This window comes from Spirulina sp. CCY15215, assembly GCF_016888125.1.
GTDB lineage: Bacteria > Cyanobacteriota > Cyanobacteriia > Cyanobacteriales > Spirulinaceae > CCY15215.
On record NZ_JACSWA010000598.1, the window covers coordinates 1 to 25,458 of the forward strand.

At 40.3% G+C, this 25,458-nt stretch carries 22 protein-coding genes; 8 read left to right on the plus strand and 14 right to left on the minus strand.

The window, feature by feature from the left end:
- Nucleotides 1–331: 331 nt before the first annotated feature.
- The 5 genes from JUI58_RS22705 to JUI58_RS22725 all read left to right on the plus strand — a co-directional run bounded on the left by JUI58_RS22705 (nucleotide 332) and on the right by JUI58_RS22725 (nucleotide 6,346).
- The gene (locus JUI58_RS22705) at nucleotides 332–3,010 is read left to right on the plus strand and encodes an AAA family ATPase (protein ID WP_204106128.1); all 2,679 of its coding nucleotides are present in this window, start codon (nucleotides 332–334) and stop codon (nucleotides 3,008–3,010) included.
- Between the two features lie 15 nt (nucleotides 3,011–3,025).
- Nucleotides 3,026–3,907: a hypothetical protein gene (locus JUI58_RS22710; RefSeq protein WP_204106129.1), complete on the plus strand. Its 882-nt coding sequence runs from the start codon at nucleotides 3,026–3,028 to the stop codon at nucleotides 3,905–3,907.
- A 45-nt stretch (nucleotides 3,908–3,952) separates the two neighbouring features.
- Entirely contained in the window at nucleotides 3,953–4,237 is a 285-nt protein-coding gene (locus tag JUI58_RS22715; RefSeq protein ID WP_204106130.1) for a hypothetical protein, read from the plus strand.
- 263 nt (nucleotides 4,238–4,500) lie between these two features.
- Nucleotides 4,501–5,244: an exosortase-dependent surface protein XDP2 gene (locus tag JUI58_RS22720; protein ID WP_204106131.1), complete on the plus strand. Its 744-nt coding sequence runs from the start codon at nucleotides 4,501–4,503 to the stop codon at nucleotides 5,242–5,244.
- A gap of 139 nt (nucleotides 5,245–5,383) precedes the next feature.
- On the plus strand, nucleotides 5,384–6,346 hold the full coding sequence (locus tag JUI58_RS22725) for a M48 family metallopeptidase (RefSeq protein WP_204106132.1): 963 nt from the start codon (nucleotides 5,384–5,386) through the stop codon (nucleotides 6,344–6,346).
- A 26-nt stretch (nucleotides 6,347–6,372) separates the two neighbouring features.
- Here the strand turns inward: JUI58_RS22725 and JUI58_RS22730 are convergent, their stop codons facing one another.
- Nucleotides 6,373–6,519 carry a hypothetical protein gene (locus tag JUI58_RS22730; protein WP_204106133.1) on the minus strand — a complete coding sequence of 49 codons (147 nt, stop codon included), beginning with the start codon at nucleotides 6,517–6,519 and terminating at the stop codon, nucleotides 6,373–6,375.
- Between JUI58_RS22730 and JUI58_RS22735 the strand changes: the two genes are divergently transcribed.
- Nucleotides 6,508–7,800: a hypothetical protein gene (locus JUI58_RS22735; protein ID WP_204106134.1), complete on the plus strand. Its 1,293-nt coding sequence runs from the start codon at nucleotides 6,508–6,510 to the stop codon at nucleotides 7,798–7,800. The genes JUI58_RS22730 and JUI58_RS22735 overlap by 12 nt on opposite strands.
- Before the next feature lie 8 nt (nucleotides 7,801–7,808).
- Here the strand turns inward: JUI58_RS22735 and JUI58_RS22740 are convergent, their stop codons facing one another.
- From JUI58_RS22740 to JUI58_RS22775, 8 genes are all read right to left on the minus strand, one after another.
- Nucleotides 7,809–8,732 carry an Npun_R2821/Npun_R2822 family protein gene (locus JUI58_RS22740; RefSeq protein ID WP_204106135.1) on the minus strand — a complete coding sequence of 308 codons (924 nt, stop codon included), beginning with the start codon at nucleotides 8,730–8,732 and terminating at the stop codon, nucleotides 7,809–7,811.
- A 49-nt stretch (nucleotides 8,733–8,781) separates the two neighbouring features.
- The gene (locus tag JUI58_RS22745; RefSeq protein ID WP_204106136.1) at nucleotides 8,782–9,771 is read right to left on the minus strand and encodes an Npun_R2821/Npun_R2822 family protein; all 990 of its coding nucleotides are present in this window, start codon (nucleotides 9,769–9,771) and stop codon (nucleotides 8,782–8,784) included.
- 46 nt (nucleotides 9,772–9,817) lie between these two features.
- Nucleotides 9,818–10,804: a glycosyltransferase family 10 gene (locus JUI58_RS22750; RefSeq protein WP_204106137.1), complete on the minus strand. Its 987-nt coding sequence runs from the start codon at nucleotides 10,802–10,804 to the stop codon at nucleotides 9,818–9,820.
- Between the two features lie 31 nt (nucleotides 10,805–10,835).
- The gene (locus tag JUI58_RS22755) at nucleotides 10,836–11,486 is read right to left on the minus strand and encodes a Uma2 family endonuclease (RefSeq protein ID WP_204106138.1); all 651 of its coding nucleotides are present in this window, start codon (nucleotides 11,484–11,486) and stop codon (nucleotides 10,836–10,838) included.
- Between the two features lie 9 nt (nucleotides 11,487–11,495).
- A complete protein-coding gene (locus JUI58_RS22760) occupies nucleotides 11,496–11,798 on the minus strand; it encodes a hypothetical protein (RefSeq protein ID WP_204106139.1) in 303 nt (100 codons plus the stop codon).
- Between the two features lie 5 nt (nucleotides 11,799–11,803).
- Complete coding sequence (locus JUI58_RS22765) at nucleotides 11,804–12,736, minus strand: Hpt domain-containing protein (RefSeq protein ID WP_239121657.1); 933 nt, start codon at nucleotides 12,734–12,736, stop codon at nucleotides 11,804–11,806.
- Between the two features lie 104 nt (nucleotides 12,737–12,840).
- Complete coding sequence (locus JUI58_RS22770; protein WP_204106140.1) at nucleotides 12,841–13,494, minus strand: HAD-IA family hydrolase; 654 nt, start codon at nucleotides 13,492–13,494, stop codon at nucleotides 12,841–12,843.
- Between the two features lie 20 nt (nucleotides 13,495–13,514).
- Nucleotides 13,515–14,693, minus strand: a complete 1,179-nt coding sequence (locus JUI58_RS22775; protein WP_204106160.1) for an NAD(P)/FAD-dependent oxidoreductase — start codon at nucleotides 14,691–14,693, stop codon at nucleotides 13,515–13,517.
- Nucleotides 14,694–14,941: 248 nt separating this feature from the next.
- Between JUI58_RS22775 and JUI58_RS22780 the strand changes: the two genes are divergently transcribed.
- On the plus strand, nucleotides 14,942–17,500 hold the full coding sequence (locus JUI58_RS22780) for a right-handed parallel beta-helix repeat-containing protein (protein ID WP_204106141.1): 2,559 nt from the start codon (nucleotides 14,942–14,944) through the stop codon (nucleotides 17,498–17,500).
- Nucleotides 17,501–17,542: 42 nt separating this feature from the next.
- Here the strand turns inward: JUI58_RS22780 and JUI58_RS22785 are convergent, their stop codons facing one another.
- The 5 genes from JUI58_RS22785 to JUI58_RS22805 all read right to left on the minus strand — a co-directional run bounded on the left by JUI58_RS22785 (nucleotide 17,543) and on the right by JUI58_RS22805 (nucleotide 22,936).
- Nucleotides 17,543–17,830 (minus strand): DUF2103 domain-containing protein, encoded by a 288-nt coding sequence (locus tag JUI58_RS22785; protein WP_204106142.1) that lies wholly within the window; start codon nucleotides 17,828–17,830, stop codon nucleotides 17,543–17,545.
- A gap of 2 nt (nucleotides 17,831–17,832) precedes the next feature.
- A complete protein-coding gene (gene clpS, locus JUI58_RS22790; RefSeq protein WP_348539957.1) occupies nucleotides 17,833–18,147 on the minus strand; it encodes an ATP-dependent Clp protease adapter ClpS in 315 nt (104 codons plus the stop codon).
- A gap of 152 nt (nucleotides 18,148–18,299) precedes the next feature.
- Entirely contained in the window at nucleotides 18,300–19,631 is a 1,332-nt protein-coding gene (locus tag JUI58_RS22795) for a response regulator (protein WP_204106161.1), read from the minus strand.
- 728 nt (nucleotides 19,632–20,359) lie between these two features.
- Nucleotides 20,360–22,465, minus strand: coding sequence for a substrate-binding domain-containing protein (locus tag JUI58_RS27150; protein WP_204106144.1), 2,106 nt, complete (start codon nucleotides 22,463–22,465; stop codon nucleotides 20,360–20,362).
- Nucleotides 22,466–22,552: 87 nt separating this feature from the next.
- Nucleotides 22,553–22,936: a hypothetical protein gene (locus JUI58_RS22805; protein WP_204106145.1), complete on the minus strand. Its 384-nt coding sequence runs from the start codon at nucleotides 22,934–22,936 to the stop codon at nucleotides 22,553–22,555.
- Nucleotides 22,937–23,403: 467 nt separating this feature from the next.
- On the opposite strand from JUI58_RS22805, the gene JUI58_RS22810 reads away from it, so the two are divergent.
- Complete coding sequence (locus JUI58_RS22810; protein ID WP_204106146.1) at nucleotides 23,404–25,455, plus strand: adenylate/guanylate cyclase domain-containing protein; 2,052 nt, start codon at nucleotides 23,404–23,406, stop codon at nucleotides 25,453–25,455.
- Nucleotides 25,456–25,458 lie beyond the last annotated feature (3 nt).

The following is a 25,458-nucleotide window of genomic DNA, read 5'->3' on the forward strand; positions in this document are numbered from 1 at the left end:
AAAAGACTGTAACCCCGATGTGTCGTTGTAGAACAAATGATTACTAACGAAAAATAAGGGATTGTAACAATTTTCTCTGCTTAATGAATAGTCCCTGGGCTTTTATGGGGGCAGGGGCAGCTAATCTCATTATGTCTCTTGCGGTGAGGTATCACGTTTACAAGGAGGTGCAGTGGGCAAGGTCTGAGGATTAGGTTTCGTTTTGTAACAATTTGTGGGCGTAAATTTAACCTATTTTGTCTGAGAGGTCTATAATAAAGAGATATTTTCCCTCTATCCTAATAATTAATTTTTCAATCGATTATCAACCAAAAATCAGGAGGAATACATTATGTTACTCAAAAAGTTATTCGTTCGTTTCTATAAGTCTTTCAATTATGACTATTTAAAAAAATCTAGTCTTGAACCCTCACAAGAGAAACCTTGGGAATGGGTTGACTTGGAAAAAACATTATGGTATCCCTATATTGAAATTCCTATTGATGAGAAAATAACAACTGTTGTAGGTGCAAATGAGTCCGGAAAGTCTCATCTTTTAGATGCAATTTCAAAGGGAATTACAGGTCAAGGTATTAAACATCAAGACCAAAAAGATGAAAGAATTGAGCGTGAAGATTTTTGCCGCTATTCTCAATTTTTTACCGTCACTACAGGGGAATTGAAATTTCCTGATTTCGGTTTTGAATGGACTAATTTATCAATACAAGAACAAGATAAACTTCGAGAATTGGCAAGTATATCACCTGAAATCAATTGTGAAAGTTTTTTTATGTTCAGAACTCAAAAAGATACCATTACTATTTATGACACAGAAAATTTAAACTCTTTTGTTATTGAAGATAACCCATCAATTCAATCATTTCTACCGAAAATTTTACCTATCCAATCAAAGGTAGCTTTACCAGATAGTGTTCCTATTCAAAAGCTCATTGATATAGATCGAAATAACTCATCATCCCAAAATTCTGCTTTTGTATTTGACTTAGAACAGTGGAAAGAGATTCATGAGTTATTAATAGAGATTAGTACAGAAGACGAAATTCCTTGTAATCAAACACATACAACAGGACAAGGCTATACTGATGATTCGGGGGATTTTCGTCCCACACCTAATTACACAAAAGATTTTTTCAATATATCTCCGAAATATAAAACCCCAATAGAAACTCGTAATAATTTACGAAAACTTTTGCGGAATAAAACAACAACTCAACAAAAACAAAATGAATATAACTTAGCTTATAAATTGATTTGTAAAGTTGCAGAAATTGATTCAGAATCTTTGGACGAGATATTAAAAAATCCTTATAATGTTCAAAAACAGGGATATGTAGCAGCAATTATTGACCGAATCAATAAAAACTTATCAGAAAGACTTAATTTTCCTAGCTGGTGGGTTCAGGATAAAGAATTTAATTTAGTTGTGTCTGCTAATAATTATCATCTCAAATTTGCTATCAAAGACAAAACAGGAACAACTTATTCATTTTCAGAAAGAAGTCAAGGCTTAAAGTATTTTTTAAGCTATTACATTCAATATAAATCTCATGAACCATCTGCGAACCCCCCTGCAAACCAGCAAGAGATTTTATTGATGGATGAACCAGATGCGTTTTTATCCAGTCAAGCGCAACAGGATTTAATGAAAATTTTTAAAGCATTTTCAGACAATCAAAATGGTAAATTACCTATTCAGGTTATTTTTGTAACACATTCTCCATTTTTAATCGATAAAAATCATCCAGAACGAATTCGTGTTTTACAAAAAGGTGTAGAAGAAGAAGGAACAAGACTGGTTAATGATATGGGTCGAAACCACTATGAACCATTAAGATCATCTATTGGTTCATTAGTTGGTGAAACCGCTTTTATTGGCAATTGTAATCTGATTGTTTCACGTTTTTCCGATAAAGTTTTACTTGCTGGTCTAGCTAATTATTTGAATCAATTTCAAGTAAGCGATTCAGAAACTTTAGACTTAAACCATATCACAATTGTTCCTGCTGGAGATGTTTCACAAATTCCTTATCTAATTGATCGATTTCAAATCGATACAGAAAAGCCTGCAATGGTAGTTCTTCTAAATAATGATGAGTTAAGTCAAAAAGTTTCTACAGTTATTCGTCAGTCAAGCACAGAGACAAAAACAGCTTTACGGAAAGGAAAATGTATAAAAGATAACTTTATATGCCACTTGGAGAAAGGAATAGCTAATAAAGCTACAGAGAGCCAAATCACTGAATTAGAAGATTTAATACCTCCCTCAATAGCCATCAAAGCAATTCAAAAATACGTTAGAATTTTCTCAGATCACGATCTGTTTCAAGAGTCAACACAAGAGTCAACAATTGAAAATAGTTTAGATCCAAAATTGCCTCTCTTTGAGAACTTATACAACTTTCTCGAAAAACAAGAAATCATCTTAGACAGACTAGGTTTTGTTAAAAGTCTCATTGATGTGTTACAGGAAAATTCATTATCTGAATCTGATGATGCAGTAAAAGAAATAACAGATAATTTTAAAAAAGTGTTCATCAAGATAAATAATGCTAAACGTGACGCTGAACTCCATTTCAATCAAGAAAAAATTGGAGAAAAAGTAGGTCGCTTTATTAAAGCATTTAAACTAGATCACAAACAATCAGCAAGGAAAGTTGATGCAGAAGAACTTTTCAAGAAAATCGAAGCTGTTTTGGATGATAGTGAAGAAAGTAGTGAAACTCGTAAGACAATTGATTCCCTACGTCGAGATTATGAAATAACCACTGATCCTCTTTCACAAATTAGTGTTAGTGATAGTGATTATCATAAGTTTTATGACCAAGATTTAGAAAAGATAAAATATACACCGCTATTAGCGACACAAGACAATCAAGACCATCCAAAAAATGACTCCAATCCAAAAAATAACGGTAAGGAGAAACAACCCAATTCAACAACTCCAAAAACAAGAGCAAAACGAGCGAGAGGAAAATCTCAAAATACAGATAAAGGGTTTGGTACAAATTAATTGTAAATTCTAGCTATGACACAACCGCAAATCATCCAACTCGCCAAACAAGGCAATGCTAAAGCCATCGTCACCCTTATCAATCACTCTCTCAAACCGAAAGGGATTCAGGTGGTCAAATATTCCTTGAAAGAGGGAGACTTGAAACTCATGCTAGAAGGGGAAGAAGTCCCGGCACAAGAACAGATGACGAATTTTGTGCGCCAAGGACTCACAAAAATTAATATTCCAAAACTACAAACTGTACAGCTTCATGCTAAAAAGAAAGGCCAGCCCACCACAATCTGGCAACAAACAATTGATTTCACATCCGCAAAATCACAAGCTCAAACCGAGCAAAATCATGAAGTTAATAAATTTAACAATTCTTATCATCAAAACTATGATCACTCTACCTCACAACAAAAAAATAAGCATTTACAAAACAGTAAAAATGCTCCCATTGAAGTCAGTAAAGTTAACTATTGGCTGACCCAACTGCTAGAAGCCTTCCATAAACAAAAACTAGCGATTTTAGGAATAGCTATCCTTGGATGTTTGTCTACCTTTCTCCCTTGGCTTCATGCTCCTGTTATAGGCAGTGTTTCTGGTGCAAAAGGAGATGGATGGATCACCCTAATGTTATTTATACCCGCTATTGTCTTGAGCTTACGGGGCGATCGCTTAACTCCTTTAGTTGGAAATCTTCGTTTAGGGGCAACCATTCCAGCAGGACTCGCTGCATTTACTGGACTCTGGAAAATTTTCGCTTTGAATAGCATCGCGTCTGATATAGGTGATGATAATCCTTTTGGGGCAATGATATCTTCTTCCATAGAAGCTGGGATCGGTTTATATTTACTTATTGCAGCAGGAATCGCCCTCTGTGTTGTAGCGTGGGTCTTAGAAAAGCGATAGTTTATTGTTCAGAAATTGCAATTTATTTTTCTCTATTCAGAACCCATGAAAACTATTTTATTTTACCAAGATCGGGAATTGGAAAAAGCAAAACAGTTGATTCAGACCTTGCTTACGATCGCCTCGCACTATCTAGACAAGTGCGATCGCATCATTAAATGTGTATTCGTTCAAACGGTTGATTTCGATAACAAAGATTTGACTCGTTGCAGTTGGCAAGGGGGAATGAGTAAAGCAGAAGCCTTGCGACAAGGGATGCTGGCGACTCAAGCGCAATTTCCCAACCCGAAAAACTGGGCAGCTTTGGCGATCGTCGGGACGGGAGATTAAGTCAATATCAACGAATGTGCATAAGTTTTAGCAGTTTTTGATTTATTTTTTTCACAAAAAAAGAAATACTTTACTTGGGCTTTACAAAACAACCGAATTGACCTTTTCTTTATAAAGATTCCATCAATTTTAGCTTCCCCCTCTTGCAGAAAAAATCTGACCATATTAATCTAATGATATAGACAAATAAATCTAAATCCTACAGGTACAGACAAATGAAAAATTTATTAACGACAGGAATCATTGCCAGTGCATCCTTAGCCATGCTTGCAGCACCCGCAGATGCTTTTACCTTCACAAGCAACTTTACTGGAGACGCTTCCAAAGGCGATATTTGGTTACAATCCATTCAGCTAGAAGATGGCTCAATCGTGGATAGCTTTTCTATGATTACCAGTGCGAACATCGTTGCTAACGATGCCTATACTGGCGGCAATAGCGGTGCAGCCAGCGCGGATAGAGGAGATAATACTACCACTGGCGTAAAGGTAGAAAATGCAACAGCCGCAGATTTAGTAACAAACCTCAGCAATCTCAACCTTAATAATATTGTTGATACCGAAGATAGCGGCAGTTTCGAAATTGATCTTTTCTTTGACAAGGCGATCGATAACCTCTTGATTTGGGAACGCGGACAGAATAGCGCCTTAGCCGTTCAAGCCTTAGACGAGAATGGCGCACTCATTGGAGATAAAGTCGTCGTTGATTTTAGAACGCTCGATAAAACCGCGCATTACGCTGGGTATAGCATCGATACTCTCGAAATTGGTGGCGCGCAAAAAGTTAATTCTGTTGGTTTAACTTTAGCTGATTTGGGTCTTACAGACGCATCCATCAATAGCTTCCGTTTCTTCAGCGAAGGCGGTCCTGATGGATATAATGGACCCGACTGGAAAATTCTCGGAACCCAAGCAGAAGATGTTTCCGTTGGCGTTCCCGAACCTGGTACGGTTTTAGGATTAACATTAATTAGCGGACTTGTTGCAGCTGCCCGTCGCAAGAAGTAAAAATTTGGCTTCTTGCCTACCTATCGCAAGAAGTAAAAATTGGCTTCTCTCCTTCCTGATGTTATCGGTAGGGAGAGAAATTTTTTGGAGATTATTGAATTAGATTAGAGATAACAGCCAACATACAGGGAAAATTTCCATGCCGACTTATCCCGGAATATCCAGCGAAGCCTTTAAACACCCTCTCGACTATCAAGCGGAAACCGCCCTCCGCAGGGTGCCGGGGTTCGATTTATTAGCCAGGAATTTTGTCGAATATTTTCACGAACGTCCTTGGTTGATTAACTTATTGGGAAATAGCATTCAAGTCGGTCCTCGCCAATATTCTACGCTTTACGGTATTTTTCGCGAATGCGTTCGAGATTTAAGTGTGGCGCACGAGCCGAAGCTATTTGTTACCCAAAATCCCCAGGTGAATAGTTTTTCCTTGGGTCGAGATCATCCTTGTTTGGTAGTGCATTCCGGTTTATTGGACTTGCTCAATGAAGCGGAAACTCGCACAGTTATCGCTCATGAACTGGGACATATTAAGTGCGATCATAGCGTTCTTACTCAAATGGCAGTTTGGGCGATGCAGGCAACGCAATTTTTAGGAGATGTCACCTTTGGTTTGGGCAATATTTTGAGTAGCGGATTAATTATTGCTTTTTACGAGTGGCGACGCAAAGCCGAATTATCTGCCGATCGCGCCGCATTATTGGTAATGGATGACCTAGAACTGGTAATGCGAACTATGATGAAGGTGGCGGGAGGGGTTCAGAAATATGCCCACGAGTGCAGTCTCGATGAGTTTATTCGCCAGTCGGAAGAATATCAGGAACTCGATCGCGATGAATTGAACCAAGTTTATAAATTTCTCATTTATAACGGCGGTCAAGGGGTTTTCTTTTCTCACCCTTTTCCTGTAGAACGTTTGCATTATTTACAGGAATGGGAGCGATCGGAACAATATCGCCAGATTCGTCAGGGGAACTATAAAAATGTGACTCGAGAAGGTTCTGTCAATGTTTCTACTTCTGATTCGGAGAACGAAATCGAGACACTACAACGTCAGATCAGGGATTTAGAGGAGAAAATTGCACGGGTTAAAAGACAATCGTAATCTAGAGAGGAGGTCTGTACAACTTGTCATCGCGATCGCGATCGCGGAAAATACGGATAGCGATCGTAGCAAATTTCAGCATTTTGTCTCATAGTTAATCCTGTAATTTTAGGTTGCGATCGTCCGGCTCGAACAAATAATGAGGGATACGGACGCAGAATATGATCTACCAATTTTTCTTAGACACTGTTCGTTACTTTGCACCAGAGGACGCTTTAGTTGAGTTCAAGCGTTTATTCTTCGATTATCAATCAACACCCAATAATATTGACGCATTTACAAGCCTTTCTCGCATTTTGTCGGAGAATGATCGCGACGAATTTATCAATACATTAAAGCGCTGTTGTTATATTCTGATTAATAATTGGGAAACCAAGAGACAATCCCCAGCTATCTGTCAATTAGTAGACAGTTTCGCCGATCTCAATTTTACGGTTCGGCCAACCCACAAAAAGAATATTCGTCGCTTAAAATCTTGGTTGAAATTTTTTCTTGAAAGCCAAGGTTATCAAGAACTTCAGCTTTTTATCTCTAGACACAATACCAATTCACCGCAACAACATTGGAGCAGTCGTTACACTTCTTATTTATTAGTTCCCCAGTATAGTAATTCAAGTAATTCTCCGGAACAGCGAGAGGCCGCAAGAGTGCTTTGCAAACAGTTAAAAGATCGCTTTAAGTTCGATCTGGCTATGTATACAGCACGTTCGGAATTGGAACACCAACCTCCATCCCCAGTAGACAATCCCACAGCTTTAGGCACTAATGTCTTACGGTTAATCAAAAAAATTGTGGCGAAACGCGGTCAGTTTAGTCATACTAATTTGGCTCATATTTTTATCAAACAAATTAAAGGTATTCGTTATCGAGAATTTAAAACAGCTTTACTTAATTATTTGATTTTTTCGGTTGAGAAACAAACCATCGTTGAAATTCTAAAAACAAATCTCAGTCGCAAACTGGAAAAACTTTATGTCGATAGAGATGATGAGACTGTCAATGAAGCATTAATCCTGAGAACCTGCAATAAAATTTTTGGCTATTTAACTACAGAAGGAGAAAAACAGCCTTCAGAAACTTTTGTATTTTTGCTCTCTCAAGGCAATCCTTTGACCCTGGTGATGGTACTTTTAAAGTTAGTTTTAATTTGTCCTAATTCTCGCACTCATCTGGAAAATCGCATTGCCGATCTGATTCGTTATTATCAGCAGTTTCCTAACGAAGATAGTCAATGGGTGGTTAATTTCTTTGAGATTTTTAATATTACTTTTTCTATTTATGCTGATAATGATGTTCAATATAATCTAATTCGTGTAAAATCGAATAAATCTAACCATTCTGACGAAGAAGATAATCTTGATGCTTACCGAATTTTCTCTCAACATAAAGAATTATATGCCCCTGCGATCGCAGAACCTGAAGTTAATGCGATCGACGAATATCTTTCCTCTTAATGGGTTGTTTAACTTTTCCCTTGTAATGTTAATTTCAAACCCTGTAAAAATCTGCGTAACTGACCTCCCGATTTTTGCAAAAGCGGATCTTGAGGTGGGTTTTCATCTTGTAAATAGCGATAGTGTTTCCAAATATCCCAATAAGGACAACCTGGTTCGATGCGAATGCCAGCCCAGTGTAAATACTGTAAAGATTGGTTGCGGTTGGGGTCAAATAAAACATTCCCTTGGCGTTTAAATTGGGGACTTCCTGCCCAACTTCCAGGGGCTTCTCCTGGACGACCCACGATATTAAAACGGCGAGGAATGCGCTTTAATATGGTGTAATTAATAATGGGTTGATCTGAGGTTTTTTTGGAGAAATCAAAGTATTCGGGGTGTGCCGCACATTCGGCAAACATATCATATAAATCTTGTTCTGAAAGTAGGTTTTTCTTGGCGGCCCACCAACCCCCATTAAAAATACCTTGAATATCTTCTTCTTTAAATACTTCGTCTTCTAAGATTTTGGGAGTAAAAACATTAGTTAGTCCTCCTGAATGTTGATAATCGCAACAAAGGAAGTCATATTGTTTAAAGTAGTCGAGATTGTCAATAATCTTTTCAAATACAACAATATCTGTATCAATGTAGAGAAATTCATCAAACTCCCCAAACCAGCAAGCCTGTTTGCGAAATTGATTGGGACGGGCAAAGAAGCCTTCACCAAAAATTTCGTAGAGTTTTTGGGACAGGCGATCGATAAAGGCTAAATCTTCATAGACTTTAACCCCATAATTTTTCTTGAGAAGATCGGCGATCGCCTGATAATTATCATCATAAGGAATGAGAGTGATGGGTGTATCGGCATCGTAACAGCGAATACTATTAAGAAGCGCGATCGTTTGTTCGGTGACTTTATCGTTAGCTGTGATATAAATACCGCGAGTCATTTTAGTGATTAGTGATTAGTGATTAGTGATTAGTAAAGAGTTATTGATGCTAAATTCCTAATTTTCTCTTGATTTTCTCGAAAAAACTGGGGGGTGCATCGTAAACTTTCGGTTTTCCCGACAGGGTTGGGGGTTTTTCTGGTTCGTGAAGATAGCGATAGTGGAGAAAAATATCGCGATAGGGAAAATCAATATTTTCTCCTCCACAAAGGCGGGAAAAAATACGGGAAGAAATACCAATATAGTGTAAGTATGTTAAGCGAGTCCCTCCATCGTAAAGAAGATGATCTTCTGCTTTAAAGTGGGGGGAAGTGACACAACATCCCGTAATGCGATCGCCGGGTAATTCCAAAGCTAAATTATAAATCGATTTGCCCGATCGCATCATCATATAATTAATTAAAGACTGATCCACAGACATAGGATAAAGAACTTCTGCTTCTCCGGCTTTCAACCGATTGACAATCCAATCTCGTTGTGCAGGAGGGAATGTATTCTTTTTACTGGCAAACAATCCCGAACAAAAGATTTCGCGATCAAGTCGTTCTTGGGGAAAAACTTGGGTTAATTTGGGGGAATTAACATCATAAATGTGGGTGATATCTTTAAACTGGAAGTCATAAACAACACAATCATGATGCTCTAATTCCTTGAAAATCGGCGCAGGATCGTTCATTAAAAGCGTATCGGCATCCATATACAAAAAGCGATCGAAAGGCGCGTCAAAGGCACAATAACGCCGATGAGTGCCAAAACGATGATAGCCTTGACTTCCGGCTTGACTCCATCGTTGGAATGCTGTTGGGTGGGTATCCCATGCGGCTTTAGCAAAGCTATCCCATGCGTCCATTGAGTCGCGATCGCCATAAATTTCTACATTCGGACGATGGGCGATCGCGGCGGTTAATTGCTCAATATTATCATCATAGGGATAAATACAGACGGGAAAATCTGCTCCTAACATCACCTCAATGCTGTTGAGAAGCGCAATAACTTGGTCGAATACACGGTCGTTACCCAGAGTACAAATTCCGTCCATAAAATTTTTTTCGCAATGAAATTAGTGAGCCAGAAAGTTTTAATCTTTAGGTATTTTTTCCTACAAATCGAGACAGCCATGCTAGGAGATTTAACTCGTGTAAAATGATCTGTCTGGCTTCTGCGATCGCCTCTTTTGCTTCGTGCCACGCATCTAAGGTAGATGTCACTTCTTTAATATAAGCTAAACCCTTTTCATCTTGGGAAGGAAGGCGCAAAAAACTACCTGGAGGCAATAATTTATCGGCGGCTGTTCCTCCATAGTAGATCGGCAAGCACCAGCCGAGAAGAGAATCCCATAATTTTTCGCTGACATACCAATCATTTTCGGCGTAGTTTTCTACGGCTAAATTGTAATAATAAGGATTGAGGGCATGAGCTTTATTTTCAATTTGTCCGTAGCTTTGAGACCAGTCAGGTAAGTCGCGTCCGTAAACATCTAACTCGAGTTCGCTTTCCACGAGAGATTTTAAAAAGGCCAATCGCTTACGATGGTTAACAGTACGAGAAATACCTGAAGTAATCCAAGAACAGCGACGATTTTTCTGGGGGGGAGGCATTTCGTTTAACTCCCGAAAAGAGTCACCATGATACCAAATAGCGGGCATATAGTCGGGAACCGGGGCAAAATCATCGGGTCCAGAGACATAGCCGCAATACCTTTGTGCGTCTCGATACATTACTTCATAGCGAGGGAGAATCTCCTCTAAAGGAGGTTCTCGCCAGAGAAACATCGTGCGATCGCGATGGACTTGACTCAAGCGCGATCGGGTTGCTGCATCTAGTTCTTTGCGTTTTTGCAACCCCCTCTGTTCGCTGCGTCGCCAGGCTTTGTGCCAAGGTAGGGTAAAAGGGTCATCTTGAGGAAAGGTATTTAAGTTATAGAGTAGGAGAAAATCCGGACATTGGCGACGTGCCTGGATTTGGATATCACCCCAAACTCCCATTGGTTCTGGGGTTTGCTTCCACAGCCAATCTCCTTGTACCAGTCCTTCATAGCTGCTGGCCATGCCAACGATTGTTTTTTTACTCATTGTTTCTATCAATTTTCAATATTGGCTTCGATTATACAGCGATCGCCTCTCTTCTAAGTTGTCGCAGCATTTGACTCGTTCCCTCTCGATATGCCTGGGCGATTAAACGGGGTATCATTTCTAAAATAGCTAAATCTGGAAAAATTGCGCTATTTTGGTTCAATTTATAACCTTCTGACTGCAAAATGTAAATTCTCAATTTATTATTTTCATAAATCCAAACTTCCGGTACGGCGATCGCCTCATAAGCATCTAAAGTGGTTTTAGAAGTCACATCAGATTCGATCGCCAGATCGGGAGGAGGATCTACATCAAGATCGATCCGCAACAAACTGCGAACTTGTGTCGCATTTTCGATGTATAAGCAAGTATCTGCTTCTAAACCTGCCTTTTTTGGCTTCCTAAATGTCGTCGATCCAAAATCTTCCCAGTCGCGATCGCGCACATCCAAAAGAACTTTCACAATATCGGCGATAATACGATGAGGACGTTCATGAGCGGGTAAAGGTGACATTAACTCTAGGGTTCGACTACAATAATTAATGCGCGGAATTGCGCGATCGCTGCCTAATTCTTCTAATAATGCTTCATATTGTTCCCAAGACACATCTTCAATCAGGAGATGACTACCGGGAGATAAATTAACGGTTGTAATAGGAAAAGAAACGGGGAAACCAATCATTATCAATTATCAATTATCAATATTAGATGAGTAGTAAAGATTGTTTTTTTCTTGAAAATCTCGGCATTGAATCGCTTCTTCCGTATTGGCAATAAAAGGTTGGATCGTACATTTTAAACGGTGGTCATTGGTAAAAAAACGACAATTTACGCAAGGAATAGCGTGCATTTGCTGACTTCTGGCCATCGCATCTCGAATCGCATTAAATATGCCTAAAAGTGCAGCGATCGTTAGTCCCCAAGCGAGAACAAAACAAACAGGAATTAAAAAAGGGTTGAGCCAATGAAAGACAAAATATAAAACTTGAAACATTGTTCTTATCCGTTCATACTTAAAAATTCTACTAATTGAGAAAGTTGTTTTTTGTTAAAAATGTGAGTCAGGGCTTTGGCTGCAGCCTTGGGTTCAACGGGAATGAGAACTTGAGGCATTTTAGCACCAGCCAGTTGCTTGAGAGATTCGCTAACTTGAATTTCCTCCCCTTTTTTTAAGACGATCGCATCGCTACCCTGTTTGAGTTCTGTAATAATAATTGGGGCGAGAGTGCGATAAGAAAACTTAGGATTGGCGATCGCCCGATGGGAAGCCTTGGCCACCTTTTGCCAATTCTTTTCTCCTGATGCTAACTTAGCAAGACGCACGCAAAAACGTTGCAATTCTTTCCGTCCTTCTGGGGTCGCCTTTTGCTTGAAACAGGACAGCATTTTTTTGAGGAGTTCCTTAGATTCTCGAGCGAATTTTTCCTGTTCTGGAGAGAGTTGGGGTTCGAGAGTCCGAAGAGATATTGTCTCGGAGTCCGAAACTTGGGGAGAAACATCTAAAGTAACATCCCGCCTCATTAATTGATTAAGATAAGCCTCCAGTTCAGTAAAATGGGGTTCTGCTTCAGTAATCAGGCGATCGGCATCCTCATCGCGCAACCCAAAAGGACTATCGAGTTGTTCGATTAGGGCTTGAAGGGTATCATACACTTTTAAAAAAAGTGTTTCTAACTTATGATCGGCAGCAACGTCATTATCTTTGAGGATTTTAAACCCATCTTCTAAACGGTGTGCCGTTTTTTGGATGCTGTTATAGCCCAGCATCGCCGATCCTCCTTTCACCGAATGCGCCGCCCGAAATAACTCATTTAACTCTTCAGGGTCGTTCATAACCTTAGATAGGTCCATCAACCCATGTTCCAAGGTTTCCAGATGTTCCCGCGACTCCTCAATGAAGTAGCCTAAGATTTTTTGTTGATTGGCATCCAACGTCGTTTCTCCCAACTCGATACAACTCTGTACAATGGAGGGAAAGAAGCAGGCCTATTGTCCTCATTCAAGAATTTCCCCATTTTAACCTCTATTTTTGACCTCTATTTTCGGCGATCGCGATCGACCAAAAACGATCGCAGTCCGGCGGCCTTGGCTGCCTTATAATCATTTTCGACGCTATCCCCGATATGCCAAGCATTTTCCGGCTGACACCCATGTTTTTTTAGAGCAATCTCAAAAATTTTCGCCTCCGGTTTTGCCGCCCCACTTGCTGAAGAAATCGTGATACTGGTAAAAAAATGCTCCAGTTCTAATGTTCCGATTAAACCGTACAAGCGAGAATCAAAATTTGAGATGATTCCCAATTCAACACCATCTCCTCGCCATTTTTTGAGAACGTCAGAAACCTCCTCATAAACAATCCACGGGTCCGGGGTTGTAAAGTAAGCGTAAAGTTGTTGAAAAAATGCGCCAAAATTATCGAATTGAGGTAATGCACCTGTTTTTTTAAAGGTTGCTTGTACCAAGTCATGCCACCAGTAATATTCTTTTTCAGGAATATCGATGAAACTGAGATCGGGAAAAGCGAGGGGAGGAGTTTGTTGATAACAGTGGTAGAAAGCTAGGTGAATATCTTTTGGGGAAACATCAACGCCAAAATCGCAGGCAATCTTGCTATAGACTTTTCCCACACCTCCTTTTACGCCGAATAATGTGCCGACGGCATCTAGAAAAATGACTTTTGGTTTGGACATCGCACTCAATTCACCCTTTTTTACGATAAAAATTCAATTAATGGTTGAGAGATCCAGTTAAAGCCAACAGCAAGTTGGTGCTTTAAGACGGGTAAGCGATACAGATAAACCAATCGCCGTGCTAAATAAGCTAAGGTGCCATCTAATTTTATGCCCAATCCTGTCAAGGTCGCATTATCAATTCCCAAGGTCATCATTTCTCCGAGGGAATTGTAGCGGAAGGGCAACAAAGGGCGATCGCTTAGAGAAGCCCAGATATTCCACGCGCAATAGTCAGCCTGCTGAAGGGCAGTTTGGGCGGTGGCGGGAATTTTTTCTCCCGTCGTCGCAATATCTCCCAAAGCAAATATGCCTTCATAAGCCTCAATTTGCAAGGTCGGTGTTAGCTGTAAGAGTTTGTATTCGTTGCGAGGAAAGGGGAGAGAGTCAAGGAGGGGCGAGGCTTTCGTTCCGACGGTCCAGAGGACAATTTCCGTGGCAATGGTGTCTACTTGACCCTTGTAAAGTAGGGAAAGGCTATCTGCGCCGATCGCCTCTACTGTAGTTTCTAAGTCCAGCCAAATTTCCCTTTCTTCTAGGCTCTTTTTGGCAGCTTGGCGGTTAAATTCTGAGGCGGTTGCGAGGATATCTTCTCCTCGTTCGATGATGCGAAGGCGGCCTCTTTTCCCGAGGCGATCGGCGAGTTTGCAGGCTAGTTCGACACCGCTATAGCCCCCCCCGACGATCGCAATACGAATTTTATCGTGATCGGATTCTTCCAGAAAACGCAATTTTTCCTGTAAGCGATAGGCATCTTCGAGGGTACGGAAGGGGATGGCGTGTTCTTTCGCACCTGGTACGAGGTTTAAGGGGGTTGTTGCGCCGATGGCAATAACGAGGCGATCGCAGGTGATATCAGGGCGATTTTCTAGTTGCACTTGCTTGTTTTGAGGATCGATCCCCGTAATTTTTGCTTGCAGAAAATGCACGCCAGTATCTGCGAGAAGTTCTTCAAAGGGGGGGGCAATTTCCCAGGTTTGCATTTCTCCGGTGAGAAGTTCGTATAACAGGGGAGAGAAGAGAAAGCGATCGTTTTTATCGATCAAGACAATTTCCGGTTTAGGGGCATTATCCCAGGGGAGTTTGCTTAAACGTAAGGCGGTATAGAGTCCGCCAAAACCACCGCCCAGAATACAGATCCGTTTGGGTTGTTCGTTCATGGAAGGAAAGTTGGGAAGAGATTTTTTCTTCATTTTAGAGGCAAAGCAATGAATGCTGAGTCCTAAAATGATGAATGATGAATTTTTCTCTATCCTCTGTTTCCTCTTTCTGTACTGACGTATCGATCTCTGACGGGTATTGCGATCGCGCTCGTTTTTCGTTAAATTAATGCTCACAACAAACTAAATTTTTTCAGGTTGGGTGCGTTTGCGATCGTTTAATTACCTCTTACCCTTGTCATAGAATTGTGAATAATTTGCTCTCTTTTGGTTGCACTGGAATCATTTTCCTCGGTTGTCTTGCCCCTGCGATCGCGCAAGTGACCCCTGTTGAAAGGACTTCAGCCAGTGACCTTCTTCTTGTTAAACCGCGTCTTGGAGGTGGTGTAAGTACCTCTGGGGCTGGAGTTCCCCGTTTTTCCCATCTTGAAGGTTTTGCGCCTCTAGTACAGACCCCTGGAGAAAGTATTTTATTTCTGGAAGGGCGTTTATCTTGGTTTGATTACGAGACAATTGGTACAAGTTTGACGTTGGGACATCGTTTTTTCGATCGCGATCGCGTTTTTGGGGGTTATGTTTCCTACGATAGCCGCGATACAGGCAACAATCACTTCAATCAAATTGGGATTGGGTTTGAACGTCTTAGTGATGATTGGGATTTGCGCTTAAATAGTTATGTTCCTTTGGGGGATAACCGCAAGCAAATTGGTTCGACGGTTTCTAATATTACCAATGCCAGCATTTCGAGTTTTGGTTTTCAAGGCAATTTATTATTGTTTTCTGGAACACAAACCCGAGAGGAAACAAGACAATATGAAGCAGCGATGTTGGCGATCGATGGAGAAGCAGGGGGCAAACTACTCGATATTAGCGATTTTGGGCAAGTGCGAGGTTATGGAGGATTATATTATCTTGATGCCAAGAATAGCACGGCATTAGGATGGCGGGCAAGATTAGAAGCACGAGCATTAGATAATTATATTGTTGGTTTAGGTATTCAGCATGATGCTGTTTTTGGTACAAATTTTGTTTTTAATTTTGGGATTAATTTTGGTGGGTCTTCAGGGAAAGAAAAAGAAGCAGGTTTACTCGCCAGAATGGGAGAATTTGTCACGCGCAATAATGCAATTATTATTGACGAACAAACCGAGATCGCAGCCTCTTCAGAAACTTTTTCCAATGTTGTTGCAACGAATCCAGTAACAGGAGAACAATGGTTTTTCCAGCACGTCAGCAATACGGAAGGAATTGGGGGAAATGGAACATTTGAGAATCCTTTCAATACAATTGTAGCAGGAATCAATGCAGCCAATACGAACAGTACGAATAATCAAAATGAAATCGTTTACGTGCAGTTTGGTAATGATATTGCTAACACCACAGCAATTACCATCCCCAGCAATATTCAACTGCTTTCGATCGCGCCAACGCAAACTATTAATACACAACTAGGAACGATACAATTGCCCTCATCAGGGGCAGGGACAAGCCAGCGACCGCAAATCAATGCAACAGTAACAATGGGCAATAATAGCGTTCTCTCTGGATTTAATCTTAATAATATAACAGGAGATGGCATTTCTGCCCAGAATGTTAGCGGTTTTACCGTTGAGGAAAGTTCGCTAAGTTCGATAACAGGAAATGGAATTTCTTCAAACAATTCCAGTGGATTTACAGTTAAGAATAATTCCTTTAATACCATAACCCAAAATGGGATTTCTGCAAGTGGTTCTAGTGGGTTTACTGTGAGTAATAATTCTTTTAATACCATAACTCAAAATGGAATTTCTGCTAGTAGTTCAAATGGATTTACTGTCAGTGATAATTCTTTTAATGCCATAACCCAAAATGGGATTTCTGCCAGTAGTTCCAGTGGGTTTACTGTCAGTGATAATTCTTTTAAGACTGTAACAGAAGATGGAATTTCTGCCAGTAATTCAAATGGATTTACCGTGAGTAATAATTCCTTTGATACTATCGCAGAAGTTGGGATTTTTGCCGAGAATGCTACGAGTTATACCATTGAAGGCAATACGCTGACTAATATTACCCAATATGGAATTCAAGGAGGGGTTAATAATGGTAGTAGTATTGGCAGTATTGTCATTCAAAATAATATCTTAAGCAATATTGGAGGGGGAAGTAGTTCTACAAACAATTTATATGATGGGATTTTTGTTGGTGCTTCAAATAGTAGTACAATTACCGATGTTACCATTTCTGGAAATACGATTAGTAATGTAGATAATGACGGCATTGCCGTTGGTGCAACCCAAAGCAGTACGTTATCTCTGGCAACAATTACAGGTAATAATGTAAGTAATGTTGGACGTTTTGGAATTGGGGTGGGTGTTGATGCTGCAATTGCTGGTTTAGGTTTAGCTGCTTCAAGCGGTTCGGTTGTTTCTAATGTGGCAATTACTGGTAATAGTGTTAGTGGTGGAGGTGCGAAAGCAAGTATAATAAATCCGGGTGCAAATATAGGAATTGCAATTCAGTCTACTACGAGTCAAGTTTGTTTTAGTTTGTCTAATAATACTCTAACAAATCCTCCTGCTACATCATTCTCACCATCATTTCCAGGAGTAACAGTAACAGATTTACAAGTTTATTTGCAAAATACGTTGGCAGGTACTCCTGTTGCAGCTAATTTTGATATTGTTGGAAGTAACAGTGAAAGCGCCATTCAAAGCAATAATAACAATTTCACGGGAAATGTTCAGATGTACAGAGGTATCCCTGTGAATCCTTTTGTAGTTACGGACACTGTAGCTAATCAGTCTGAAAGTGTACCAAGTTGTCCCTAGCACAACTCAAATCAAATAACAAGGAATAGAGGTAAATATTTATTACAAACACTCTGCGATCGCCTCTTCTAATTCCACCTGACTCAACGCAGTAATCATAAACACTTCCTGTACACTTTTATTATGACGAGCAATGATTTTGTAACCGCCGCGAATAGGAACAGAAACGCGCAATTTTAACTGAGGAATATTCCCCCTAGCACGACTAATAACCCCCGGTGTCACCGTGGTAATATTTCCGAGGGCAATTAAGCGCTCTAAAACAGGAATTAAAGTGGGAATGTGGGTAGAATGATTCCAAACCAGACGACCTTTAGCAGGTTTAACCATGATTATGCTTTCTCCAAAGGTGCCATTGTTAATCCTGCGCGACTCAACTGTTGATGATACAATTCTGCGGATTCCTGGGGTCCCACCCATACCGTTGCTTGTCCTTCAAAATGAACGCTATTGGTAAGCTCCCAAGCGCGATCGCTGGTCATTCCTGGGATATACTTCATTAAACACTCCGCGACGTGCTGGAACGTATTAAAATCGTCATTGAGGACGATCACCCGATAATTGGGATAGGGTTTGCGAATAGTTTGACTGACCCGATCTGGGGCGATCGTCGGACTCGCTGCGAGAATAGGATTATTGACTACCATGACCCGATGGGAGACTGGCATTACTGCACTCATTACCACACTCATTGGTTTTTAAAAACCTCTGTTCAACTTCATTACCATATTATCTGCCTATTTTAGCGTTTTTTGAGATTCTTTTCCAACTCTTATTGCGATCGCGAAGTTCCTCAATCCTAATCCTCAACAGGTAAAGCGATCGCAAATTCAGTCCCCTCCCCAACTTTCGAGGTACAAGTCAAAATACCTTCGTGCTTTTCTTCGATAATTTGTTTTGCGATCGCCAGTCCGAGTCCCGTTCCTTTCCCCACAGCTTTAGTGGTAAAGTGGGTTTCAAAAATGCGTTGTCTGATCTCTTCCGTCATCCCCATAGCATTATCGCGAATGCGGACGATCGCCTGTTTTCCCGACACTTCTGTGGCGATCGCAATTTGATTGGGGTTAGCTTCAATTTCGCTAAAAGAAAGCCCTGTATTGTTTTCTTCTAAAGCATCGATCGCATTGGAGAGAAGATTCATAAAAACTTGATTTAGTTGTCCTGGGAAACAGTCAATTTCGGGTAATTGTCCGTAACTTTTAACGACGGCAATTTCGGGACGACTTTCCTTTGCTTTTAAGCGATGTTTTAAAATCAATAGCGTACTTTCTAAACCTTGGTGCAAATCGTAAGTTGTTTTTTCCGTTGTATCCCCACGAGAAAATGTGCGTAAGGCCCGACTGATATCTTGCAGGCGATCGGCACCCTCTTTCATAGAATTAATTGCATTGGGTAAATCTTCCCGCAAATATTCCAGATCGATATCTTCTGCATATTCTCTAATTTCTGAGTCAAGAGTAGGATAATATTTTTCATATAACGTTAAATATCCCAAGAGGTCTTCAACATAATTCGCCGCATGGGATAAATTCCCTTTAATAAAGCCAATAGGATTATTGATTTCGTGAGCAATACCAGAAACTAATTGACCCAGTGAAGACATTTTTTCACCTTGTATCAGTTGGAGTTGAGATTGTTTTAATTCTTGCAGATTTTCTTCTAATTCCTGCGTTCGCTCGGCGACCTTTTCTTGTAAGATTTTATTTTGTGCTTCCAAATCTTTAGTTAGAGAATGAATGCGGAGATGAGTGGTAACTCGGGCTAATAATTCTCTCTGCTCAATTGGCTTGGTGATATAATCGACTCCTCCGACTTCAAACCCTTTGAGTTTATCATCAGGATTTGATAAAGCAGTCATGAAGATAACAGGAATTTCTCGAAGATTCGGATCGGCTTTTAAACGTTGACAGGTTTCAAAACCATTGATTCCTGGCATGAGAATATCAAGTAAAATAAGGTGTGGTTGGTCAAATTCTGCCCGCGCTAATGCACTTTCTCCATCCTGAGAAACCAAAACATTTAAGCCGCATTCTTCTAAATAATTGACGGCAACAGCTAGATTGATGGGATTGTCATCAACTAATAAAATCTTATAATCTTCAAGGTTAAAATTACCTATATCTAAGTGCATTATTTTTCTCCTAATTTGTTCTCCTAATTTGCTATATTTTTGAATTAAAGCAACAAGTGCTTTTTCTTGAAATCCTTGAGCCAATTTGTTAATGCGATCGGCAAATGGAACATATTTTTCAAGTTCTTCTAAATAAATAGCCCGATCGCGAATCTTTTCCATATATCTTGATATTCTACAAGTTTGTTGGGTAAATTGCTAGTCAGTTGCGCTAATTGTAGAATAGGTGTGACGAGACGACGGCTGAGAGTACGAGCCAGAAGAACGGAAAAAACTGCGATCGCCAGTCAAATCGTTAGGCTTTGAATATAAAATAATGAGAAGAACTAAAATAAACAGAGAACAAACTTATCTGAAAGGGGCAATAATCTGTCTCATTTTACTCAAGAATAAAAGAGTATTCTACTACTAAGAGATGCACCCTTATCAATGGGTGCATCTCAAAATTGCAAAATTGACAATATTTTCTCGAATAATTATAGCTCTAGGGAGCGAGACGCTCCCACTACAATAGCCGATAATTGAGTAGCAAAATTGACAATATTTTCTCGAATAATTATAGCTCTAGGGAGCGAGACGCTCCCACTACAATAGCCGATAATTGAGGTAGTGCGAGCATCTTGCTCGCTGTTTTTACAAAACTGGGATGCACCCCGAAAAATAAAGGGGGTAGCGCGATCGCCTCCCCCAATACTAACAAACTAACGGACAAATAATCAATATCTTAATTATTTGTCTGGCAAAATAGACAAGGTAATTTGACCTACATTATCATACTTATAAGTATCGAAGAACAAAGCAGAAAGTTTGACAGTTTCGATTACTTCTAAGGTAATAGTGTCGTCATAACCATTTAAAGCAGCCCATGTGCATCCCACCTCTAAATTGGTTTTCTTATTGATAAACTTGCCACCATAGAACCAAAGTAAAACCCAAGGTTCTCCCGCGAATTTTTGTTGAAAGTCCGGCCAGTAATTAAATAAACCACTTTCAATGCGGATGACATAAACACCGGGATTTAATTCAAGAGTATTTGATCCAGTTTCTAAGTCAGATAATTGCCTAGTATCTAAAGGATAACAATTGGTTTTGCTATCAATTGTCAATGTTCCATAACAATTGCTCGGCAAACTGATGGTTGGCAAATTGACAGGCTCGGGTTTATTCCCATCCGATCGCCCTTCTTGCGGTTCTTGGGATTGTTCTATCGCGATCGCTGCTGCAACAGCCCCAACTACTCCCACAGCCGCAATTCCTGGAATATCTGCGGGAGAAGTAGAAGGAGTATCGGGTTTCATTTCCAAGGGAGTCTCGCTGATTAAATCCGGTTCCGGGGTTTCCAATGCTGCGGGAGGAACAGGAGTAGGTGTAATTTTCGCCTCTGGAGTTACAACAGGAGGAACAGGAGTAGGTGTAATTTTCGCCTCTGGAGTTACAACAGGAGGAACAGGAGTAGGCGTAATTTTCGCCTCTGGGGTGGGTGTTGGTTCTGGAGAAGGAGTGCTAGGAGGAGTTGGCTCGGGTTCAGTTGGGGCTGGTGCTAAAGCAATTGGGGGAGCTTGTCCTGGTAAACTGGCGATCGCACCTTTGACAAAAGAGGTCGCCTTTTGTTTATTCAGCCACAACCAGAGGAGTCCCAGCACCCCTAAAAAGGATAAAAACCACCAAAAGATAGCAGAATCTTCGTCTTGATTTTCAGTTTGATTTTCAGTTTGATTTTCAGTTTGACTTATGGTTTCCGTCGGACTGGCTTCAGCAATGGGATTTTCTGAGGATAATTTTGATGTATTGGCGATCGCCCCTAAACTCTCATTTTCCTCTGTCTTGGGATTTGTATCAGCAGAGGCGATCACCCCTGTTGTTTTCGTCTCTTCCTCAACTTTCTCTCCGACAGTATCCGCACCCGATGAGGGGTTAGTCTGACTATTAAACTTAGGCGAAAGTGCCAGAAGACCAGCAGAAATAGCTGTTTTTCCCCCTGGTTTTGCTGATTCAACAATTTGCTGTCCCCTAGGAGTATCAATCGAACCTAAAAAGGACTTCACTGCCGCACTAGAATTATCCTTGCGATAAGCGTAGTAACGAGGTTGAGAAAAAGGATAGCTATCATCCGTCACAAAAGCATTGTGCATCAACAGAATCCGCAATTCCTGGCGATTGATGGCTTGATCGGCAATCGTATAACCAATGGCATTCTCATCCAATTCTTTAATTAAAGCCGCCGTACTATCTTCAGCCAGTTTAATAGCATTATCCCCTGCATCAAATGGCTTCTCTTGAAAGATGGGATAAACAAGAAAGGCCTGACGGGTATCGCTGGTTTTGGGGCGATCAATGAGGTGAATTTTCCCGCGATCGCCACCAACTTCAGACCAGTCCACAATCTCTCCACGAAAAATGCGTCCAAATTGTTCGTGAGTCAAACTACCTTGAAAAGAATTATCAGCACTCACAACAACAGCAATTTTGCGTCGGCTTAAAGGATAAGCAATAAATCCGGCTGCTTTTTCTTCTGCGGTTAGAGGGCGACCGATCGCCGCTAAATCTATCGTTCCTTCTGTTAATGCTTTTAGCGCTTCTTCTGTTCCCCGATACTGAAGCGTTACTTTTGTCTCGGGATATTTTGTTTCTATATACTCTTTCAGTGTTTCATTGACCGTCGCCATACTACTCGATCCGTCAATTTTAACAGTCGTTCCCTCACTAACAACTGGTGTAAGAGATTGAGCCGCCACCGAATCGATCGGGAGTGCAATAACTAAAGCGGATGCAGCCGCTAAGGTCAATTGGAACAACAAGCGAGCAATTGAAGTTTTCTTTTTTTGTGGCAACATCGCGATCGTTCAAACCCCTTATTTACTTAATTATCAGTTCTTGTATCGGTTATTTGGTATACCAAATAACCGATAATTTGTTACAAACTATTCATCTTTTAAGACTGAAAGTGTAACTGCTCCGGTATTATCCTGAGCGTAAGTGTCAAAGAATAGTCCACATAATGTTGTTGTTTCCAATACCTCCAGTGTCACCGTGTCATCCAATCCATTGAGGGAAGACCAAGTACAACCAACTTCAATATTAGTCTTCTTGTTTATGAATTTACCGCCATAAATCCATAACAAGACCCAAGGCTCTCCAGGAAACTCCTGATTTTCAGACCAATAGTTGAACGTCCCTTGGTTGATCCGAACAACATAAGTGCCAGGCTCTAATTTAATTGAATTTGCCGTATTTTGCAGAGCATTTATTTTGTTCTCATCAAGAACGTAACAATCTTTTTGGCTATCAATGGTAAGACGCGGCATAAATGACTCCTCAATATAAGAGTATAACGATCTTAGGTTAGTTTAACTCGTTCCGTTAGCACGAGAAAATCCTTCTTTTTTTTAACATTTTATTGAATCCATTTGCCATGCAAATCATAAATAAAATATTAAACAATCTACTCTTTTCGATGGAGATGTGGTAAACACAGTGGAGATTCCTCAATATTTTCGCAAAAGATAATCCCGAGTTCAGCGCGATCGCCATTAAAAAATAGAGAAAAATCAAGGCTAAGAATTAATACTAGAACTTAATGCTAGGACTAAAACGGTTGAGGATTAAATCAAAGGTAACAATTGCTCTTTTAAGTGTGAGCTTGGTTTCCGTCGGAATCATTGGTTTTTTGACTTGGCAGAGAGCGAGAAACATTCTAACTGAGCGTATTTTTGAGCAACTCACAAGCGTGCGTTCTTCTAAGTCAGCCGAAATTGAATCCTACTTTCAATTTATGTATGCTCAGATTGGAACTCTTGCAGAAGATCGCATGATCGTCACGGCAATGGTTGAATTTAATCGTGCTTTCAATCGCCTCAACGGATCATTACCCTTATCATTACCCTTATCATTACCCTTATCATTACCCTTAGAAGAAAACTCAGACCCAGATAGTGCTAATGTTAGTTCCCTTCCTCCAATTCCCCCAGCTTGGCAACAATCCCTGAAAAATTATTACACCCAAGAATTTTTTCCGCGACTTTCCCAAAATATCGCCGGGAAACCCATTTTTGAAATTTATCAACCCGAGCAAAGAGCGGCTCAATACCTACAGTATCACTATATTGCCAATAATCCCAAACCTGTCGGAAAAAAAGACGAATTGATGCAGGCAAACGATGGCAGCGAATATAGTCAACTGCATTCCCTCTATCATCCCTTACTTCGCAATCTCATCAAACAGTTTGGTTACTACGATTTATTTCTCATCGATACAGATACGGGAAATATTGTTTATTCTGTTTACAAAGAAACCGACTTTGGGACGAGCTTAAAAGATGGACCTTATGCTAACAGTAATTTTGCAGAAGTAGTCGAAGCGGTCAGAAAAAATCCCGAACCTGGTGCCGTCCAAATTATCGATTTTGACAGCTATCGTCCTTCTTATGGAGCGCCAGCAGCCTTCTTTGCGACACCGATCTATAATGGTACCCGACAAGTCGGAATTTTGGCCGCACAACTTCCCGTCGATCGCATTAATGATGTATTAACGGGCAAGCAAAATTGGCAAAATGAAGGACTGGGAAACAGTGGCGAAGTTTATCTTGTTGGTTCAGATTATTTAATGCGATCGGTGTCGCGTTTTCTCCTTGAGGATGCGGAAGGATATCTCGCAGCACTGCAAAAAGTGGGAACACCCGAAGACAATCTCGAAAGTATCAAACGTTTGGATACTTCCATTTTATTGCAGACTGTGAAAACAGAAGGAGTATTAGCTGCCTTTCAAGGTAAAAGCGGCACGCAAATTATTGATGATTATCGAGGTATACCCGTTCTCAGTTCCTACAATTTAGTCGATATTAAAGGTGTGAATTGGGCGATTCTGGCGGAGATAGATTTAGCCGAAGCCTACGAACCTTTATATAATTTACAACAATATATTCTGACAATTACAGTTGTTCTTGTTTTCATTGTCACCTCAATTGCGATCGTAGCTGCTAATGCCTTAGTTAAACCAATTAGCTTGCTGATCGAAGATTCCCGAAAAATCGCCGGAGGAGATATGCAGGAAGGAGGACTGCAATCCTTAGCTCAAGATGAACTTAGCAGCTTAGTCGAAAGTTTTAATGAAGTCATTAAAAATCTCAAAGACCAACAAGGATTAGTCATAGAAAAAGAACGAGAAAATGAAAAACTTATCCGTCATATTGTTCCTCAATCTGTTGCCGATCGCTTAAAAAATGGTGAGAAAAAAATCGTAAATTCAACAGAACAAGCAACGGTATTAGTTGTCAACATTGAAGGATTAATTCGTCTATCAAAGCGCTGGAATGTATCAGAATATGCAGATATTTTACATGAATTAATGAACAGTTTTAATGAGGCAGCAGAACAGTTAGATGTGCTATCTATCGCGCCAATTGGAGAACTATATTTTGCTGTTTGTGGCTTGTCTGTACCGCGAATCGATCACGCCAAGCGCATCATGGATTTAGGTTTTGAGATTGTGGAAATTTTACAAGTATTCAATCATAAATATGGAGTTTCTTTAGGATTTCACATTGGTATTGCCACCGGAGAAATGATGGCAGCGGCGATCGATAGTAAATATTTGAACTATTATTTATGGGGGCAAACTTTTCTGGTTGCAGTTCATCTCAATCGTCAAGCTACATTAGGAACAATTCGCGTTACGGAGGATGTTTATGAGAGTGTCAAGGACTTATATAGTTTCGAGGAGTCAGAATCTCTCCAAATTCCCGAAATAGGTTCCTTGAAGACTTGGAAAATTAATCAAGATAAAACAGATATTCAAGACCATACACCTAAGTTAAGAATAGGATGAACA

Excerpts from the sequence above, each read along its gene's own strand:
- JUI58_RS22705 (WP_204106128.1), top strand. The coding sequence starts at position 332 with ATGTTACTCAAAAAGTTATTCGTTCGTTTCTATAAGTCTTTCAATTAT.
- JUI58_RS22710 (WP_204106129.1), top strand. The coding sequence starts at position 3,026 with ATGACACAACCGCAAATCATCCAACTCGCCAAACAAGGCAATGCTAAA.
- JUI58_RS22715 (WP_204106130.1), top strand. The coding sequence starts at position 3,953 with ATGAAAACTATTTTATTTTACCAAGATCGGGAATTGGAAAAAGCAAAA.
- JUI58_RS22720 (WP_204106131.1), top strand. The coding sequence starts at position 4,501 with ATGCTTGCAGCACCCGCAGATGCTTTTACCTTCACAAGCAACTTTACT.
- JUI58_RS22725 (WP_204106132.1), top strand. The coding sequence starts at position 5,384 with ATGCCGACTTATCCCGGAATATCCAGCGAAGCCTTTAAACACCCTCTC.
- JUI58_RS22735 (WP_204106134.1), top strand. The coding sequence starts at position 6,508 with ATGATCTACCAATTTTTCTTAGACACTGTTCGTTACTTTGCACCAGAG.
- JUI58_RS22740 (WP_204106135.1), bottom strand. The coding sequence starts at position 8,732 with ATGACTCGCGGTATTTATATCACAGCTAACGATAAAGTCACCGAACAA.
- JUI58_RS22745 (WP_204106136.1), bottom strand. The coding sequence starts at position 9,771 with ATGGACGGAATTTGTACTCTGGGTAACGACCGTGTATTCGACCAAGTT.
- JUI58_RS22750 (WP_204106137.1), bottom strand. The coding sequence starts at position 10,804 with ATGAGTAAAAAAACAATCGTTGGCATGGCCAGCAGCTATGAAGGACTG.
- JUI58_RS22755 (WP_204106138.1), bottom strand. The coding sequence starts at position 11,486 with ATGATTGGTTTCCCCGTTTCTTTTCCTATTACAACCGTTAATTTATCT.
- JUI58_RS22760 (WP_204106139.1), bottom strand. The coding sequence starts at position 11,798 with ATGTTTCAAGTTTTATATTTTGTCTTTCATTGGCTCAACCCTTTTTTA.
- JUI58_RS22770 (WP_204106140.1), bottom strand. The coding sequence starts at position 13,494 with ATGTCCAAACCAAAAGTCATTTTTCTAGATGCCGTCGGCACATTATTC.
- JUI58_RS22775 (WP_204106160.1), bottom strand. The coding sequence starts at position 14,693 with ATGAACGAACAACCCAAACGGATCTGTATTCTGGGCGGTGGTTTTGGC.
- JUI58_RS22785 (WP_204106142.1), bottom strand. The coding sequence starts at position 17,830 with ATGGTTAAACCTGCTAAAGGTCGTCTGGTTTGGAATCATTCTACCCAC.
- clpS (WP_348539957.1), bottom strand. The coding sequence starts at position 18,147 with ATGGTAGTCAATAATCCTATTCTCGCAGCGAGTCCGACGATCGCCCCA.
- JUI58_RS22795 (WP_204106161.1), bottom strand. The coding sequence starts at position 19,631 with ATGCACTTAGATATAGGTAATTTTAACCTTGAAGATTATAAGATTTTA.
- JUI58_RS27150 (WP_204106144.1), bottom strand. The coding sequence starts at position 22,465 with ATGTTGCCACAAAAAAAGAAAACTTCAATTGCTCGCTTGTTGTTCCAA.
- JUI58_RS22805 (WP_204106145.1), bottom strand. The coding sequence starts at position 22,936 with ATGCCGCGTCTTACCATTGATAGCCAAAAAGATTGTTACGTTCTTGAT.
- JUI58_RS22810 (WP_204106146.1), top strand. The coding sequence starts at position 23,404 with ATGTATGCTCAGATTGGAACTCTTGCAGAAGATCGCATGATCGTCACG.